We start from the raw sequence: 16,408 nt of genomic DNA, 5'->3' as shown, positions 1-16,408 counted from the left end.
AAGGGCCAACGCCGCAGAACTCACGCGAAGCATTGACCGCTGCTCCCCACACTCGCTTGGCGTAATGAATTGACTTGATGACGCATCGCTTGGAGCTACCTACCTCTGTCGTGCAACTTTCCATCGAAGCTTAGCCACACTCCATCGCTGAGGTAAACGTCCTCGTTTGAGTCGTTGCCCGACAATGTTAAATAGACCTCCCGCATGTCATTTATTACTTCGTGGCTGGCTGGATCAGATGTGTCAAATATCTGGAAAAACGAATCAAGAACAGCATGAAGCTCGTCAAGGTCTTCCTGCTCATTACCTGGCGAAAAGGTTATTGCGCATATGCGAATGAAGACCCTACCGAAACTATCGTCTTCGCGTGAAGGCGGGATTCGTATCCTTGCGCCGAGCTGCAATGCAGCTGATACAAGCCTAATCCTGTCGCCGCATACCTGGTAGCTGTCGTCGTCCTCGCTAGCGGTGGCTGTCATCAAGTGGTAGGTAGGTTCATTCCCAACAATCCGCAAGTAGCTGGTTCTGCCTCTCGTGACGATATAGCTCTCTTGACCACGAAAGCCACGTTTGTTGGATTTGTCAATCCTTATTTCGCGCGCCATTTGTCCCCCCCCAAAATGAGCTACTGAGTCTGAGTTTAGCCGCGCTGATGCTTTGAGCGGACGATGCGAACTGCGAGTTCCCTAGACACCGCAGAGCAGCGAGGCTGGCGCGGCGTGAACGAATTGGTAGCACGGGAGTTAGATGGTCCGTGGCTGCGATGCATTCGCAGGCGGCCCCGGCGTCATGTGCTGTTAAGCCCTAAGAATTCACAACATTCGTCTGCAAATGTAATGACTTCAGTTGACTCTGCGTACCGTCGAATCGGTCCGGTAGTACCGGATCTGTGCAGGACCATCCAGCAGGAATGAAACCGATCCTCTACTAAATAGGCGCGACCGAACGGTGTGGCAAGGCCAGTAGACAAGATCGCTTCTCCGGTCTCGCTTGGCAATATTCCGATAAAGTACGAAACATCCAGTTCGCTGCCGATCTGATCGAACGCGTCGGTCACGTAGGTAGCTATCGCCTCCAAGAATGCAGATCCGGCCCTACGTGACTCCGTGTTGCTGAGGTTCTCAGCGAGCACTACAGCAGGCCTTGCAGGGCAAGAATCCGAGCGCTGCAAGCAGTTCGTCCGATAGCAGGCCTTCGGGCATCTTGAGCTCAATGTGGTGGAAGTTGAAGACCAGCATCTTGATCGCCTTCTTGAACTTCAGCAGCTCTATAAATCCCTGCTTTCGCGCCACGTCGAGCGCCGGATCCTTCGTAAGCGAGTAGAGCTGCTTGGGTGGCGCGTAAAGGTATCCGCCGAGCCCATTGGACTTGGCGTATTCCCGCAGTCCGTCAGCTTCCCGGTGAACCTCTTCTAGCAACTCAGCCTCGCTGCGGTCCTGGACGCTCTCGGGACCTTCTTGCGAGTTGTATGAGACCTCCTTAGGGCTGATCGATACGCGGAACTGGCTGCCGACATGCGCCCAGAAGATATCGATCGGCTTATCCTTGTACTGAGGCCACTCCCTCTCGCAAAATTCCTGGAACTCGCTCAACTTGTCTGGACCGAGCTGCTCTATCTCAGGTGGCGTCTCAAAGTTCTCGAACCTCGCTCTCAGGAATTCACACTCCTGCTTCGTGTGGTAGCGCGGCGTGTTCACCTTCATCACGTACTGAGGGACGAAATAGCGCTCCCGCCGGTCCAAGCCCGCCCGGATCGCATCCGCGTCAATCTTCACCCCGCTGTCGGCCCATTGCTTGACGACTCCCAGCGTCGTCTTGTGCCGATACATGATTACGATTTCGTCGTTGTTGAGGACATCGCGAAGGGAGAAACGACTAAGGCCTGCGATCGCTTCGCTCACGTCCGGTTTGCTTCCAATCGACCGAGCGAGACGATCCAGCGATCTGAAATAGTTGTACTTTGATACGTAGTGCATACATATCACCCCCTGGTGAAATCGATGAGTCCGCACGAGCCGTGTTCAGATCCTGAGCGGACCCGGATCATGGGCTTCGCAGCGAGCGACGTGCCTACTCACCCTCCTGAAATACGCTTCGGATGCGACGAAGCCTCGCATCGTCATACTTGATCGCTCCGGCCCCGACCAGCAAATCGAGCGCAGAGTCAGGCTGAGCCCCGTTGCTCGCTTCCTCCACGATGATCGGTTCGTTGTCAACGCTGCCGAGCAGGCTTTCCGCCAACTGCTGCGATATCCCGTCCGTAAAGCGCGTTAGGAGCGCTTTGTGTTCGGGTTGCCAAAAGGCGACATTGAGCGCCTGGATCATCGCGGCGGTTCTATGGGAGATACGCAGGCTTAGGGTCTCGAAGTCGCTACTGTTCGACTCGACGCTTGACGCGCTAAGAGATGCGTACAGCTCAGAAGCATGCTTCTTTTTCATCCGTTAGCCCTCGAGAACCGCTCCGCGATGGTTCGGTACTCGTCGCTGAGACCGCCCAACCGCTTTCTGTCGGGCAATTCGATCGCGTAGTAGTGATCGAGCTTAGGGTTCACGCCCTCGAAGAGCATGTCCGACCAGCTACCTTTGCTCATGTATTCGGTACCCCCGATGGCGTCGGCTTGTTTGGCCACCAAGGCGGCACAGTCTGGGTCGTCTTTCGCTAGATCTTGAATCATCGCCACGATCACGGACTCGATCATCGAGTTCAGGATCTGTGACCGTGGCGTACCCGACTGCCGCGAGATGCTGTCAAGGATCCGCAAGTCCGAAGTGCGGATCTTGACGTTCAACTTCGGCATGGGGATTTCCTTCGCCGACTGGTAGACCTCCACCAGGGACGGACCTTCTGCGAACTTCTCGCGATTGATTTCGTATGGCATGGCTTGATGTTCCTGTTGAGCGGTCAACCCCGCTTGAACTTCTTGTGGCGATGGAACGCTGTGATGAGGGTCTCGCCCTGATGAGCAATGCCGGTGCCACCACTGGCGCGCATTTTTTCCAGCTCGCGTATCTCCTGCTTGCGCCTTTGGATCTCCCGGTCGATTTCCTTCTTCCCGAGCAGCGTCATATCGCCTCGGCCATTGGACGCTCCATGGTCAAGAACCAGGTCGACCATGGCGTTGCTGATGCAGCGTTGCTGGCTTCGAGCCTGAAAGTGGTGGGTTGCGTTCATTTCCCCGCTCCTGGTTAACTTGGAACCAACGATACAGGTCCGAAACGGATTAGTCAACAGGTCCGTAGAAGATTTGAGGGGAGGGCCTTACATGCTCGGCATGCCCGTTTCCTCGCCGGAAGCGGTAAGCAGCCGCTTGGAATCCACCGCCTCCCGCCATAGACTGGCTGTGGCGCCCGCCGTGCTTGCACACGAGCAAAAACAGGTCTTATCCCTAGATCGATTCGACTTCTGGCCCGGCTGCCGGGGATTTAAACGTGTGCGCCTGACCCGGATCGGCTTGGCCATCGAGGGCGAGTCATGACCATCAAAGAACAGGCTTACCGTGCGCACGCGTTTCTCCAGGCACGTGGCGTCACGTCACTTAAGCGCAGCCACGTGCACGAGTTGCTTGGAGCAGCTGTGGGCTATGCCACCTATGCCGCGTTCCAGCACGACGCGACCTGGTGCGACGTGCCGTTTAGCCTCACCGGTATCACGCTAGACCTAGACGCCCTGCAGGCCCGCTGCGGGGAGGTCGGCCTTTCCGCCGATGAGGGCGCGCGAGTTGTAGAGGGGTTCTCAAAATTTATGCACGAGGCCGGTACCGCACCGGTGCGGTTCGATGCGCTAATCGCGGCGGTAGACGGCCGCGAAGATGACCCCGACTGGCATGAGTGGGTATGGACGCAGGTAGTCGAGCCCAACGTTGGGGCCTTTTGCCTCCCCGTCACGCACCCGCGGCTGCTCCAAGAAGGCTTGGAGGCGGCGGGCCAGCGCGGGGCGCCGGCCGCACACTTGGCCATCGCGAAGCTGCTCGAGTCCGAGGCGATGCTGTTTGGCGACGAAGAAGAAAGAATGAGGAGGCAAGTAAAGCGCGAGGGCACTTGGACGAGCGCGTTCGTAAGCTTTGCGGAAATCGAGGCCAACGGGCTGCGCGTGGAAGAAAAGCACCGCCACCACTTATTGTCCGCGGCCCGAGGCGGTGACATCCGCGCGCTAATGGAAACGGCCGAACGGTATGGCGACCCTGCGGTTCTCCAACGAGCACCGTCCGCTGACATGGATCCAATGTGCATGGTCGAGATTGCTGGCGAGCACGGGGATGGAGAAAAGGAACGCTATTGGCTCACGGTCGCCGCGCAGGAAGGCGACATCGACGCAATGCGCGAGTTGATCCTCGACCATGGCGAGCCAGACGAGCAGGCGTGGGCGTGGATGCACCTGTCCCGTCTGCTAGGGCAAGACCTGAGTCAGAGCCGGCACCAAGCCATCCACGAGGACGGGACGCCCTACGACGATGACATTGGGGGACCTGCCTACGTTGTTGGCGACGATGGCATCGACTTGGATCCGCTTCACACCAACGCCGATGCCGCCGCGCGCCAGGTGGCCGGGCAGCTCTTCGCTCGGATCAACACCTGGAGCGATCGCATCTGATGGGAGGTCTGATCTAAACACCATGGGCGCCGGCGAATGCCGGCGTTCCGCCAGAGCAGTTGCAGAATGGTAACGATGAGCAGGCGCCGTCCGCTTCCGACCCTAGCCGACATCACATGGGAGGCCGGTCCGCTCGAGTATGGCCCGTGAGTTCGGCATGGCCGAGTAGCCGTGGGTACCCGCGTATGAGGCCCGGAGGGTCACGACCAAGGCGGATTTCAGAAGCAGTTCCGTCGCGCATCTGAGCGGAACCATGCAGTCAACTCACGGTGAGCGGTCCAGTTCTTCTCAGCGGATAGGTACGTCTCTGCGCTAGTCTGGAACGGATGCTCCTCCATGGCGCCAATGCCGTCGTCTGAATGGACGTCGAAGGGCCCTATCAGACAGTGCGCTAAACCTACCGGACCTTAGCGGTATCGATCGACCTGACCAGATCGAAGTAGCATGCTGGATCAGTATCCCGATGCGAGCCCGCAGATGCCATTTGAGTCCATCAAGCAACGAATCACTAAAGGCCTCATGGAGGAGATCGGTGCTTTTGACCCCGTGGGCTTGGAGATCGTCGGGCACAAGTTGATCGAATTGCTTGAGAACAAGCGACTTGTCCACCACGGCATCAATAGCGACTACAGGTTCTCCGGCTATACGGTGGATTCGTTCGACGACGGCTCGACACTGATCGGACAGTACAGCACTACGAAGAACTACTTCGAGAACGAAGGTGCCGCGACAGCCCCGATTTTTTCAAAGATCCGGGACGACATTGATGCAGCTAAGGCGCACCGCACGCCGAGCGACAGTACTAAGATTTACCTAATGTCCACACAGCAGGAGCAGGCGTCGTTCCGCTCTCGCTTCAATCTCACGGACGCTCACGCCGAGCTAGGCGACAGGCTGGTGATACTCGACGCACGTGAACTTGCCAAGTTGGTTTACGACTTCTCAGTGGAGCGGCCTGAGGCTGCGGCGTTTTTCCGGCAGTTCTTCCCTCGATTTGATGAGGCGCTCGACCAGTATGAGTACTACGGGCGTTTGCCGGCTCAGTGCGAGAACCACCACTCCAACCAAGCCGCCATCGCTGCGCTACAGGATCATTTTGATTCCGGTCACTCCATTGCAGTCCTCCACGGGGTAAGCGGCTCAGGAAAGACACAGGTGGCGGTCGACTTCGTATTGAACGAGTCTGAAGGCTTCGACAATTACATCTGGCTAGCTGCGGGAGACTGGCACCCGGATACCCCCCTATCTGCAGTGACCCGAATGCGCGGAGGCAGGCCACTCAACGTCGTCGGCAATTTCAACGCAATCAAGACGATTCTCGTGATCGACCGCATTGACCAGACCATTGACGAGTCGGCATTCGCCCAGTTGCAGCCGGGGTTCGACAAAGGGGGCGTCGTGATGGTGACTTCGCAGGTCGCTGCCACGGGATCGGCATCGCACGTACCTATTCCGCCTCCTTCCGCCGAGGTCGCGTTGCTAATCCTGGGAGAGGACCCGGCTGCCCCGGCACCGTCCAGCCGAGAGTTTGTTAACTCCTGCAGGTCCCTGCCTGTAGTCCTGGCAACTGCGCGCAGCATCATCGAGGCGCAGGGCGTCGCTCGCGACGTGTTCTATGCCGAAGTGCTGGAAATGCCGGATGTGCTTAGCGGTGATGACGGCTACTCGATTCTTCGACGCATCCTGGACCGCCTGTCGGAGGCACCCCGCGCCGCGCTTGAGAAGATTGCCAACACCGGCCTGACGATGCATGACGCAGGATTTCTCACCCATCTTGTCGGGAACCTCCCGAAGCTGGAGCTTCAGAAACTCGCGATCCTGTCTCCTGCCGGCGTTCCGGGGGTTTTGCTAGTACATGAGCTGGTCGCCCGGGCGGCGCTCACGGCCAATGACGGCGGGGGTCTAGCACTAGAGGTGGAGAGCTACGTCGAGAAACTCGGCGGTGAAATGATCCCTTCCACCCTGCGTCAAATCCACTTGGCGCGCAGTGCTCTGGTCGCTGAACATGACCGGCGCGGTTTGCGGGACCCGGATTGGCTACTCTACGCACTGTTGCAGCTCGAGGGCGTCAAGGAGGCTGTATTTGGGATGTGCGCTCGCCGCCAGATCAATGCGGACGACACTCTTGCGGCACTGTTGTGTGGCATCGATGCCCGGGAGCAGTACGCCTATAGTCTGACTTGGCAGGACCGGCCCGCGTATTACGCAGCCTGCGCCGACGAGTACCGGGCGGCACTGGAACGGGCCCACGGAAGAAGCAGGTCTGAGCTCCTACATCACTTGGGAAAAGCGTACCGGCGATGTGGCGCCACAGATCAGGCCCTGGCAACGTTCAACGAGTTACTCGAGGTCGAGCCCGGATGGCACGCGACGCTTGGTCAGATTGCCCATCTCGGCGCGCAGAAGAGCGCCACCGAAGAGGCGAAGCGCGCAGGCGAGGAGGCACTTCGGAAGCTTGTAGATCTAGTCATTGCCAACGATGCGAGCGTGCCGCTGCGCGTCGCGATGGCCGCGTTGGCCAATCTTCGCCGCTATACCGGTGTGGTGGCGGAGCTCAACCAAGACGAGTCGAGGGTCAATGCACTTGGACGGGTCCTCAGTCAGGCCGCTCTCGAAGGACTCGACCAGTTCTACGACGCCTTCTACGCATTTACGTCCAAGTTCGGCTACAACCATCCTGATTTGATGTTTCGCCTGGTGAATGCGTCCGGCGACATGTTCCAGGTTTCGCCTGCCGCCATTGGCAAAGAACACTTGGGAAGCGCGGGTGAAGCGCTGGCAAACGTGGCGGCTAACGCGAAGCGGTCGGGCAACGAGGTTTTAGCGCGGCGGCTTTCAGGATCAAGCCTCGTGTATGCCGAGGCACTACTGGCCCACGGTATCCCAGATAGTTATGCCGCCCGCGGTATCGCCAAGCTCTTCACAATCGCCGGCCAGCCGGCACGAGCCCTTGAAGTCATCGGGATGGTGCCAGTAGACAGGGTGGATCACTGGCTGCGTTATCGCCGGGCCGAGGCCGAGTTGGCGCTGGGCATGCCCCAAGCGCTAGGGTCGGCCCAGAGCGCCCTTGCGGAACTGCAGGCCGATCCCAGTGCGCGGCACGTACTCGCAGCGTACTTCGACCTCGTTGCCCGATGCCTTGTTGCCGCCGGAGACATCCAGGGCGCCATTGAGCAGAGCCAGCGAGCCCTCGCTCACTGTGATGAAGGGCGTTTCGAGCGCGAGCTGACCGCACGCCTTGCCGAACTGGAAGCAGCCGCCACGACCTAACCGCCAGAGCACCGCGCGTGGGACATCCTCGGCCGATGGCGGTCTTATCTTGAGTAGGTAGCGGTTCAATCGAGTTTTTGGAGTGGCTACGTTTCGACCAGTAGCGGTCGCTTGGGAAGCTTCTCTTTGCGTTACAGGGCCGGAGGCTTCAGAGCTGTCCATTGCGCGCCCGATAGACTGCTGGCCGCCTGCAGATGAGGAGGGGCGCCCGGCATCGGTGTTCGATCCCAGGCGATTGTTGCGTACGGCTGCAAGTAACGAGGGACAAGAATGAAGATCAGAAGGCTGAAGATCCGTAACTTTAGGGGGGTAAACCAGCTGGAGTGGAATCTCCCCGACGAGAACATTTTTTGCTTGATAGGAAAGGGCGATTCGACAAAAACGACAGTACTCGAAGCGGTTCGTTGCGCATTCAGCCCGCAATGGAATCACTCCTTCAACGACTCCGACTTCAATCAGTGCAAGACCGACAGCCCTATTGAGATCGAGGTTGTTATCGGCGAGCTGTCGAAAGAGTTCTGCTCCGAGCAAAAGTACGGTGCTCACCTCCGCGGCTGGAACAGAGACCAAGTCGAGTTGAACGACGAGCCAGAAGACGGTGACGAGCCGGTTCTAACCGTTAGCCTAGTTGTCGCAAAAGACTTGGAGCCCAAGTGGAAGGTTGTCACTGACCGGAATCCGGAGGGCGTCGATTTCCGGTCATCGGACCGCGCCAGGGTCGGCGTCGGCCTGATCGGCGCCTACAGCGAAAAACAACTCACTTGGGCGGCAGGGACTGCACTTGCCAAAATTACCGAATCCGACAATCTGAACGAATCCCTCGTCGAAGCAGCGCGGGCCGCACGGAGTTCTCTTGATGGCCATCGGGCGGAGGCGCTGAAGAATTTTGATGCGGCTGCGGCTAAATCGGAATTGGTGGCAAAGGGTCTCGGCGTTCCTGTTGGCCGCGAGTACAAAGCCCATCTCGACCTAAACGCGATCAGCATAAGGATCGGCGGCCTAACGTTGCACGATGGGGACATTCCGGTTCGACAACTCGGACTCGGCTCGAAGCGCATGCTGTTGTGCGGAATCCAGCAGGAAAGTCTTGAAGCCCAACACGTCACCTTGTTTGACGAGGTTGAGTACGGATTGGAACCACATCGGATAGCGAGACTGATCAGGCATATCCGGCAGGACAAGAAAGGCCAATATTTTCTCACGACGCATTCGCCTACGGTGCTGCGCGAACTGACGGTGGGTCAGCTGTACATCCTGCACAAGGAAGTAGGCGAAGTTCGCGTGGTGTCGGCTGCGGGCAAGGATCTGGAGGGACTGAACATTCAGGGCCAGATACGTTCCAGCGCAGAAGCCTTCTTGTCTAGGAAAGTCGTTATATGCGAGGGCGCGACTGAGGTGGGATTCCTGCGTGGAATGGACAATCTTTGGTCAGCCACGGAACGGCTTCCATTCTCCTATTTGGGTGTTGTACTGCTTGATGCGCACGGTGCAAGCAAGATAAAGGGCCTTTCCACGGGGTTCAATGCCCTGCACTACGACGTCATGGTCCTCGCCGATGGCGATGCGCAAGACAGCTTTTCCGACCAGGATGCCTTCGATCTGAACGCGAAGGATGTGGCTGTCTTGATGTGGGCCGACAAGCTGTCGATCGAGCAACGGGCGATGATCGACTTGCCTTGGGCGCAGGTGTTGGCGAGCGCCATTCTGGCCAAGGCGCTTGGATTTCCGGTGCACGACAACGTCAGGTCGAAGTTGGAGGTCAAACTCGACGAGGACATCGGCATGTGGGAGGACTTCGCCGATCTTCGCAGAGCCATCGGCGATGCGGCGAAGTCATCGGGCTGGTTCAAGAACATCGCAGATGGCGAGCGATGGGCGCAGGCTGTCTTCCCGGCTTTCGCTGACGCCACCTTCCAGCAGAAGGAATTCGCTACCAAGCTCGGCCAGTTCCGCGCATGGGTGGACAATGGATGAGGATCTGCCAAGAAAGCTCGCTGACTTCGACAGCAAGGGCTACGTAATCGCGCCCGCCGGTTACGGTAAGACCCACCTGATCGCCAAGGCGGTCCAGGCAGCTTCCAGGCGTCAGTTGGTGCTGACCCATACCTATGCCGGCGTAAACGCGATTAGGAAAAAGCTGCGACTGCTGAGAATCCCATCTTCCCAATATCAAATCGACACAATCGCGAGCTGGGCGCTTCGTACCTGCCTCTACTTTCCAAAGACATCGAAATGGAAGATGGAGCATCCCACGGCAAAGGATTGGGCAAATCTGTACACGACATGTGCGGCCATGCTTGACAGACCGTTCGTGCAGCATGTCATCAAGTGTTCCTATGGCGGGGTCTTCGTCGACGAATATCAGGACTGTTCCGGCGAACAGCATGGATTGGTGGAATCGCTGGCCAGACTAATCCCCTGTCGACTTCTCGGCGATCCTATGCAGGCCATTTTTGGCTTTGGTGAGCAGCCAGTCGATTGGGAAAGGGACGTCTATCCCAACTACAAGTTGCTAGGCGAACTGAAGGAGCCGTGGAGATGGAAACTCGCTGGAGCGGAGGATCTCGGGCAATGGCTGAATCAGGCCAGAGCGCTTCTCGCTGAGAACGAAAGGGTCGCGCTTTCCGGACAACTTCCGAAGGGAGTACGGCGATGCGCGGTCGATCTCAACGACTTTACGAACAAGAAGCGGTTGAATGTGTTCTTCGAGTTTCTCAACACCGGTGATTCGGTGATGGCGATCCATTCGGGTGACGCAAAGTCCAAGAATAAAACTCATAAGCTGGCACAAAGCTTGTCCGGAAGGTTCTCAAGCCTAGAGGAAGTCGAAGGAAAAGATCTACACCGATTCATCAAGAAGGTCGACGGAGCCAGGTCGCCGGGCGAACGGTTGCGGCTCGTGATCGGCTTCATGAAAAGTTGTTGCAACGCCGTGGACGGTGTTCTTGCCGCGCAGACCAAACGGGGGGAAGAGGGTAAGGCAACCAAGACAACCAGGTGTCCAGAAATACTGAAAGTGGCAAACCGCTACTTGGCGACGGAATCCTGTGAGGATATGGCTGCATTGCTTGGCGTGATTCGGGATCATCCGGAGGTGACGACCTATCGTCGCGACCTTTTGAACCGGATGATGGGCGTGCTCCGCACCCACGAAGAGAATCCTGGCCTCACGCTCATGGAGTCCGCCTCTTGGTACCAACGCGAATTTCGCCGTTCCGGCAGGCCGTTACGCCACAACAAGTTGATCGCAACGACCTTGCTGGTTAAGGGACTTGAGTATGACCATGTCATCGTATTGGAAGCAGAGACAATGACGTCAAAGGACCTTTACGTAGCCATGACTCGTCGCGCGAAGTCAGTCACTTTTGTAACGTTAGCTAACGACGCCCCAACCTAGCGCGGCTTTAGCCGTTTCGAAGCGTTGACCAATGTCCGCTTCTTGCCGGAAGCAGCCGCTCCGTTTGGCCTCTGAAAGGCCTGTATGTAAGCGGCGGCCCCAACCATTTGGCCCCGCCGATGCCCAACCTGAGTTCAGTGATTAAGAGCGAAATCACCCGATTGGCCCGCAAGGAGATCAAGATCGCGGTGGAGCCGATTCGTAAGGCGAACTCGGAGCGCCGCCGCCAGATCGTCGAGCTCAAGCGGTAAATCGCGTCCCTATAGCGTGGCTCCGGACCTCACCCAGACAATTGAAGCGCGGCGCCGAGGTTGCTGAGGAGCCGAAGATAAACACGCGCTTCGTACCCAAGGGGTTGAAGTCCTTACGAGGACGACTTGGCCTGTCGGCCTCCGACTTTGGATTACTGGTCGGCGCCAGCGGTCAGTCTGTATACAACTGGGAGGCAGGCAAGAGCGTGCCTCGCGAAGCTCAGCAGGCGGCCCTGGCTGCAGTCCGGGGGCTAGGCAAGCGAGAGGCGGCCAAGCGCTTGGAAGAATTGGCCTGACTGCTGGGTAGCCACACTCGAAGACGTCCGGTCGGGCGTGAGGGGTGCTCTCGACCCAAAAGCCGCCGCTTGTCGCGAATAAGCACCCTCAAGAAAAAGGGAGCACTCTCAGCGACAACTTACTTGAGAGACCGATTGAGCGACGAAGCATTGCAAAACAACTCTAGGCCAGGTCTCAATTCCGTATGCAGAAGCTCGGCGGTTCAATTCTACTCAGCGCATCCGATCTGGTTGGACATCTAAACTGTGGGCACCTGACCGGTCTCGACATCGCCGTTGCCGTTGGCACGCTGAAAAAGCCGAAGACTTGGGCCCCGCTCCTCGAAATCCTCTGGGAGCGTGGTGCGAGGCATGAACAAGGCTTCGCTGAGCACCTGAAATCGCAAGGGTTTACGGTTACGTCGATCAACGGCGTTGGCGTCGATGACGAGGCGGTGACGCGCACGCGGGATGCGATGCGCGCCGGAGATGAAATCATCGTACAGGGCGCGTTTCGCGCCAACGGCTGGGTGGGCCGTACGGATATCCTCCGGCGCGTCAATATCGCGAGCGATCTCGGTTCGTGGTCCTATGAGGTAATAGACACCAAGCTCGCCCGTGAAACGAAGGGCGGGACCGTTTTGCAGCTGTGCCTTTATGCCGCCTTGGTCGCCACTGTCCAAGGCCTCAGGCCGACATATAGCTATGTCGTCGCTCCTTGGTCCGACTACGAGCCACAGCGGTATCGAATGGATGATTACGCGGCTTACTATCGCCGCGTCAAGAATGCCCTTGAGTCCGCCGTGGACCAACACGCCGCCGGCGAGATCTATCCCGAGCCGAAGGAGCATTGCGACATCTGTCGTTGGCACGATCGCTGCGATCAGCGGCGCCGGGCGGACGACCACCTGTCACTGGTGGCTGGCATTACCAAGGTGCATATCGACGAACTCAAGCGGCACGGTATACACACCCTCGGCAGCCTGGCTGCGTTGCCGGTGCCGCTGGTATGGAAGCCCGCGCGCGGGGGGGTGCATTCCTACGAGCGTGTGCGCGAGCAGGCGCGACTTCAGTCCGCGGGCCGCGAGGCCGGTGCCGTGCTTCACGAGCTGTTGCCGGTGAATCCGGGATTGGGATTGGCGAGCCTGCCCGCGCCATCCACCGGAGACATCTTCTTCGATCTGGAGGGCGACCCGTTCGCCGGCGACGGCGGCCTGGAATACTTGTTTGGCTATACCTTCACCGGTGGCGACGGCAACCCCGCGTACACGGCGGATTGGGCATTTTCCCGCGAAGCGGAAAAGCAGGTTTTCGAGCGCTTTATCGACTTCGTCATGCTCCGACTGCAGACCCATCCTGACCTGCACATCTATCATTTCGCGCCCTATGAGCCGGCAGCCTTGAAGCGCCTGATGGGCCGCTATGCGAGCCGGGAAGATGAGGTCGACGCGCTACTGCGCTCCAAGCGCTTGGTCGACCTGTATGGCGTGGTCCGACATGGCCTCCGCGCGAGCGTGGAGAGCTACTCGATCAAGAAACTCGAGCCGTTGTACGGCTTCACTCGGGACACCGCGCTCTCGGTGGCCAACAAGGCGCTCGCCAAGGTGCAGGCCTGTCTTGAGCTCGGTGACCTGGAATTCATCGATGAAACCACCCGCAACATTGTCGCCGGCTACAACCGCGATGACTGCGACTCGACATGGCGGTTACGGGACTGGTTGGAGACACGACGCACTGACCTGATCACCGCCGGTACTCCCGTTCCTCGACCGGAAGCACCCGAGAGCGCCCCGAGCGAAGCGCTAGGTGACTGGCAACTCAAAATTGCTGCGCTCATCGAGCGCCTGACAGCCGATGTTCCCGTGGATGTCGCGATGCGTACAGACGACCAGCAGGCGCGCTGGCTGCTCGCGCACACGCTGGATTGGCACAGGCGGGAACAGAAGGCGCTGTGGTGGGAGTTCTTCCGCCTCTCTGATCTAACTGCCGAGGACTTGCTAGACGAGCGCGCCGGCCTCGCGGGTCTCAACTTTGCTGGAGCCTACGGCGGGACGGCGAAAGCCCCCATCCACCGCTACACCATTCCGCCTCAGGAAACTGAGATGCGTGGCGCCGAAGACCTGCGCAATCTTGGCGGCGCGAACCTCGGGAAAGTTCATGCGATCTCGCTGGATGAACGGTGGGTCGACATCAAGAAGCGTGTGGACAGCGTCGATGTTCATCCGGAGGCAATCTTCTCCCACACCGTGATCGGGACCGGTGTTCTCGCTGATGCTCTCGTTCGGATCGGCGAGTATGTCGCCGAGCACGGAATGCGCGGCAACGGCTCCTTTCTCGCAGCCCGCGATCTGCTGATGCGCCTGCCTCCGCGCATCGGTGGTCAGGCGATCCAGCAGGACGGTGAACTCGCCCTGGATGCCGCGTGCCGGGTCGCGCTTGGTATTGAAGGCGGAATTTTTCCCATCCAAGGTCCGCCTGGCTCCGGCAAGACGTATACCGGTGCCCGCATGATTTGTGCGCTCGTCCAGGCTGGAAAGACCGTGGGCGTATGTGCCAACAGCCACAAAGTCATCCGTCACCTCCTCGATGAAGTCGTGAAGGCTGGCGAAGATCTAGATATCGAGGTGCGATGTATTCAAAAGGCGGCGGAAGTTGAGCCCGATCAGGCGCGCTTGCGGTTTGCAAAAAATGGCGTGGATTTGCTCGATGCGATCGGCAACGGCTCGCAAGTGGCGGGGGGCACCGCTTGGTTGTGGGCGTCGCCCGCCGCGGCGCAGGCCGTCGATGTGCTGTTCGTTGATGAGGCGGCACAAATGGCGCTTGCCAATGTGCTTGCGGTATCACAAGCCGCCACCAGCATTGTGCTGCTCGGCGACCCGCAGCAACTGGATCAACCGACGCAGGGCAGCCACCCCGAAGGAACCGATGTGTCGGCGCTGCATCATGTTCTCGGCGAAGCGCAGACCATTTCCGCTGATCTCGGCCTCTTCCTGGCGGAGACGTGGCGCCTGCACCCCGACATCTGCGCCTATACGTCCGAAGTTTTTTATGCCGGCCGCTTGCATCCGCGCCCCGGACTGGAGATTCAAGCCATTCGCTCTCGCGGCCGTGCCACGGGGACAGGCTTGCGCTACATGACCGTCCCCACCGCAGGTAATCAGAGTTCATCGCCGGAAGAGGCCGATGCCGTCCGGGATCTGGTGAACGAAATTCTCGCAACAGGGACGACCTGGATCGATAGGCATGGGATCGAGCGCCCTATAACGCTTCAGGACATCCTGATCATCGCGCCCTACAACGCGCAAGTATTCGAACTCAAGGATCGGATTTCCGGGGCGCGCATCGGGACCGTTGACAAGTTCCAAGGGCAGGAAGCACCTATCGTCATCTATTCGATGACAACATCAAGCTATGCCGATGCTCCACGCGGGATGGAGTTTCTCTACAGCCTAAACCGGTTGAACGTCGCGACGTCGCGCGCGAAATGCGTCTGCATCCTTGTCGCGTCGCCTTCTGTGTTCGAAGCACAGTGCCGAACGCCTCGACAGATGCAGCTCGCGAATGCCTTCTGCCGCTATCTTGAACTTGCGACGGAGATCTAGCAGATCGGTACCTAGCCGGGCGTGTCGCGAGGCTCGCACGAGGATGTGACATTTCTGCTCCGACCGTTTGCAGCGTTCAAGAACTCCTTTGTACGGTGAGGTGAGGGACCGCTTCTGGCCGAAGGGCGAAGTCATCAACTAGTCATTCCAAATAGCGCGGCTGTTTGGCACTAGGGCTGACCCGCAGCTTATAGCAGTGCTCCTGGTGGAAGTTCGCTCGGCTCATGCACTGCCAGAATGAAGTCTGGTGGGAGCTGCCTGCTGGTATCGATCGCCGCCCGGTACGCTTGGACAAGGTACTTCGACACGGGAAGGCGGACTTCGAAGGCCCGGGCAACAGTGCCCGCCATGTACTCATCGCGAACCAGTTGGACTTGGGCAGCATTCAGGCGTGGGTGCGGGATCAAACGAAGCGTTATCTGCGTGTCCCACGCTTGGTCTTCTCTTGCTTCTGCGAGCAGCGACTGTGCTGGATCATCTACTCGGCTTATCCGACCGAGGTTGAAGTCACGAAACTCCTTGGCTCGGTCGCAGTACGCGCGAACGTGCCAACGCGGTCCGGCTTGGATGAAAGCGTGGGGCCGGATCGTGCGCTCGTGTGCATCTGGATTGGTGAGAGATCGATACTCGATCTGGATCTGCTTGCACTCGCGAATCGCGGCATGGATTCGAGAGAACGGCCCGTGCTGGATCTGCGTGGCGTGCTGTTGGGCCGAGACAAGCTCGACGCCGGCACGTAGTCCCCGTAGGGCTAGGGTGCCGACTAGGGCTTCGTACTCACTGAAATGCCCATTCGTGAGTTGCGGGCGCGCGTATGGCGTTACGACGTAGGCTCGGGCGCCGGTGTCGTACTGGCAGATGTCGGGCACTAGGTCGGCGTAGGCGGCCATGTCGCGACTGAGGACGGTGCCGTGGACGTCGAAGATCTCGGCCAGGCGTGGTCGGGAGACTCGGCCCTCCCACAGCAGCAGAATCTCGACGGCTTTGAGGCGTTCTTGGTGGCCGCGGGGGGTTTTTGCCAT

13 protein-coding genes are annotated in these 16,408 nt (G+C 58.8%); 7 read left to right on the top strand and 6 right to left on the bottom strand.

The genetic code is table 11. The annotated features are described in order from the left end of the window. Positions 1–95: 95 nt before the first annotated feature. The 5 genes from IDM46_RS12410 to IDM46_RS12390 all read right to left on the bottom strand — a co-directional run bounded on the left by IDM46_RS12410 (position 96) and on the right by IDM46_RS12390 (position 3,172). Entirely contained in the window at positions 96–479 is a 384-nt protein-coding gene (locus tag IDM46_RS12410; RefSeq protein WP_185115927.1) for a hypothetical protein, read from the bottom strand. Between the two features lie 642 nt (positions 480–1,121). After that, a complete protein-coding gene (locus tag IDM46_RS12405) occupies positions 1,122–1,901 on the bottom strand; it encodes a hypothetical protein (protein ID WP_185115926.1) in 780 nt (259 codons plus the stop codon). A gap of 169 nt (positions 1,902–2,070) precedes the next feature. Continuing rightward, complete coding sequence (locus tag IDM46_RS12400) at positions 2,071–2,439, bottom strand: hypothetical protein (protein ID WP_185115925.1); 369 nt, start codon at positions 2,437–2,439, stop codon at positions 2,071–2,073. Further along, positions 2,436–2,879 (bottom strand): hypothetical protein, encoded by a 444-nt coding sequence (locus tag IDM46_RS12395; RefSeq protein WP_185115924.1) that lies wholly within the window; start codon positions 2,877–2,879, stop codon positions 2,436–2,438. Before IDM46_RS12395 ends, IDM46_RS12400 begins: the two co-directional genes overlap by 4 nt. 23 nt (positions 2,880–2,902) lie before the next feature. Further along, the gene (locus IDM46_RS12390) at positions 2,903–3,172 is read right to left on the bottom strand and encodes a hypothetical protein (RefSeq protein WP_185115923.1); all 270 of its coding nucleotides are present in this window, start codon (positions 3,170–3,172) and stop codon (positions 2,903–2,905) included. 91 nt (positions 3,173–3,263) lie between these two features. Here IDM46_RS12390 and IDM46_RS12385 point away from each other — a divergent pair, with 91 nt between their 5' ends. The 7 genes from IDM46_RS12385 (at position 3,264) to IDM46_RS12360 (ending at position 15,386) form a co-directional block, all read left to right on the top strand. After that, complete coding sequence (locus IDM46_RS12385) at positions 3,264–3,476, top strand: hypothetical protein (RefSeq protein WP_191073337.1); 213 nt, start codon at positions 3,264–3,266, stop codon at positions 3,474–3,476. Next, positions 3,473–4,591 (top strand): hypothetical protein, encoded by a 1,119-nt coding sequence (locus tag IDM46_RS12380; protein ID WP_185115922.1) that lies wholly within the window; start codon positions 3,473–3,475, stop codon positions 4,589–4,591. The genes IDM46_RS12385 and IDM46_RS12380 overlap by 4 nt, the downstream gene beginning before the upstream one ends. Before the next feature lie 444 nt (positions 4,592–5,035). Then, positions 5,036–7,861 (top strand): tetratricopeptide repeat protein, encoded by a 2,826-nt coding sequence (locus IDM46_RS12375; protein ID WP_185115921.1) that lies wholly within the window; start codon positions 5,036–5,038, stop codon positions 7,859–7,861. Between the two features lie 270 nt (positions 7,862–8,131). Further along, on the top strand, positions 8,132–9,835 hold the full coding sequence (locus IDM46_RS12370; protein ID WP_185115920.1) for an AAA family ATPase: 1,704 nt from the start codon (positions 8,132–8,134) through the stop codon (positions 9,833–9,835). Further along, on the top strand, positions 9,828–11,258 hold the full coding sequence (locus tag IDM46_RS12365) for a UvrD-helicase domain-containing protein (RefSeq protein ID WP_185115919.1): 1,431 nt from the start codon (positions 9,828–9,830) through the stop codon (positions 11,256–11,258). Before IDM46_RS12370 ends, IDM46_RS12365 begins: the two co-directional genes overlap by 8 nt. Before the next feature lie 119 nt (positions 11,259–11,377). Beyond that, positions 11,378–11,509, top strand: a complete 132-nt coding sequence (locus IDM46_RS13635) for a hypothetical protein (RefSeq protein ID WP_255492291.1) — start codon at positions 11,378–11,380, stop codon at positions 11,507–11,509. A 481-nt stretch (positions 11,510–11,990) separates the two neighbouring features. Then, positions 11,991–15,386 (top strand): TM0106 family RecB-like putative nuclease, encoded by a 3,396-nt coding sequence (locus IDM46_RS12360; protein ID WP_185115918.1) that lies wholly within the window; start codon positions 11,991–11,993, stop codon positions 15,384–15,386. A gap of 188 nt (positions 15,387–15,574) precedes the next feature. On the opposite strand, the gene IDM46_RS12355 is transcribed toward IDM46_RS12360, so the two are convergent. Then, positions 15,575–16,408 (bottom strand): WYL domain-containing protein, encoded by an 834-nt coding sequence (locus IDM46_RS12355; RefSeq protein ID WP_185115917.1) that lies wholly within the window; start codon positions 16,406–16,408, stop codon positions 15,575–15,577.

The sequence above is a fragment of the Luteimonas sp. MC1825 genome (genome assembly GCF_014764385.1).
Taxonomy (GTDB): Bacteria; Pseudomonadota; Gammaproteobacteria; order Xanthomonadales; family Xanthomonadaceae; genus Luteimonas.
This window is presented reverse-complemented; position numbering and strand designations above follow the sequence as displayed.

Excerpts from the sequence above, each read along its gene's own strand:
- IDM46_RS12410 (WP_185115927.1), bottom strand. The coding sequence starts at position 479 with ATGACAGCCACCGCTAGCGAGGACGACGACAGCTACCAGGTATGCGGC.
- IDM46_RS12400 (WP_185115925.1), bottom strand. The coding sequence starts at position 2,439 with ATGAAAAAGAAGCATGCTTCTGAGCTGTACGCATCTCTTAGCGCGTCA.
- IDM46_RS12395 (WP_185115924.1), bottom strand. The coding sequence starts at position 2,879 with ATGCCATACGAAATCAATCGCGAGAAGTTCGCAGAAGGTCCGTCCCTG.
- IDM46_RS12390 (WP_185115923.1), bottom strand. The coding sequence starts at position 3,172 with ATGAACGCAACCCACCACTTTCAGGCTCGAAGCCAGCAACGCTGCATC.
- IDM46_RS12385 (WP_191073337.1), top strand. The coding sequence starts at position 3,264 with ATGCTCGGCATGCCCGTTTCCTCGCCGGAAGCGGTAAGCAGCCGCTTG.
- IDM46_RS12380 (WP_185115922.1), top strand. The coding sequence starts at position 3,473 with ATGACCATCAAAGAACAGGCTTACCGTGCGCACGCGTTTCTCCAGGCA.
- IDM46_RS12375 (WP_185115921.1), top strand. The coding sequence starts at position 5,036 with ATGCTGGATCAGTATCCCGATGCGAGCCCGCAGATGCCATTTGAGTCC.
- IDM46_RS12370 (WP_185115920.1), top strand. The coding sequence starts at position 8,132 with ATGAAGATCAGAAGGCTGAAGATCCGTAACTTTAGGGGGGTAAACCAG.
- IDM46_RS12365 (WP_185115919.1), top strand. The coding sequence starts at position 9,828 with ATGGATGAGGATCTGCCAAGAAAGCTCGCTGACTTCGACAGCAAGGGC.
- IDM46_RS13635 (WP_255492291.1), top strand. The coding sequence starts at position 11,378 with ATGCCCAACCTGAGTTCAGTGATTAAGAGCGAAATCACCCGATTGGCC.
- IDM46_RS12360 (WP_185115918.1), top strand. The coding sequence starts at position 11,991 with ATGCAGAAGCTCGGCGGTTCAATTCTACTCAGCGCATCCGATCTGGTT.
- IDM46_RS12355 (WP_185115917.1), bottom strand. The coding sequence starts at position 16,408 with ATGGCAAAAACCCCCCGCGGCCACCAAGAACGCCTCAAAGCCGTCGAG.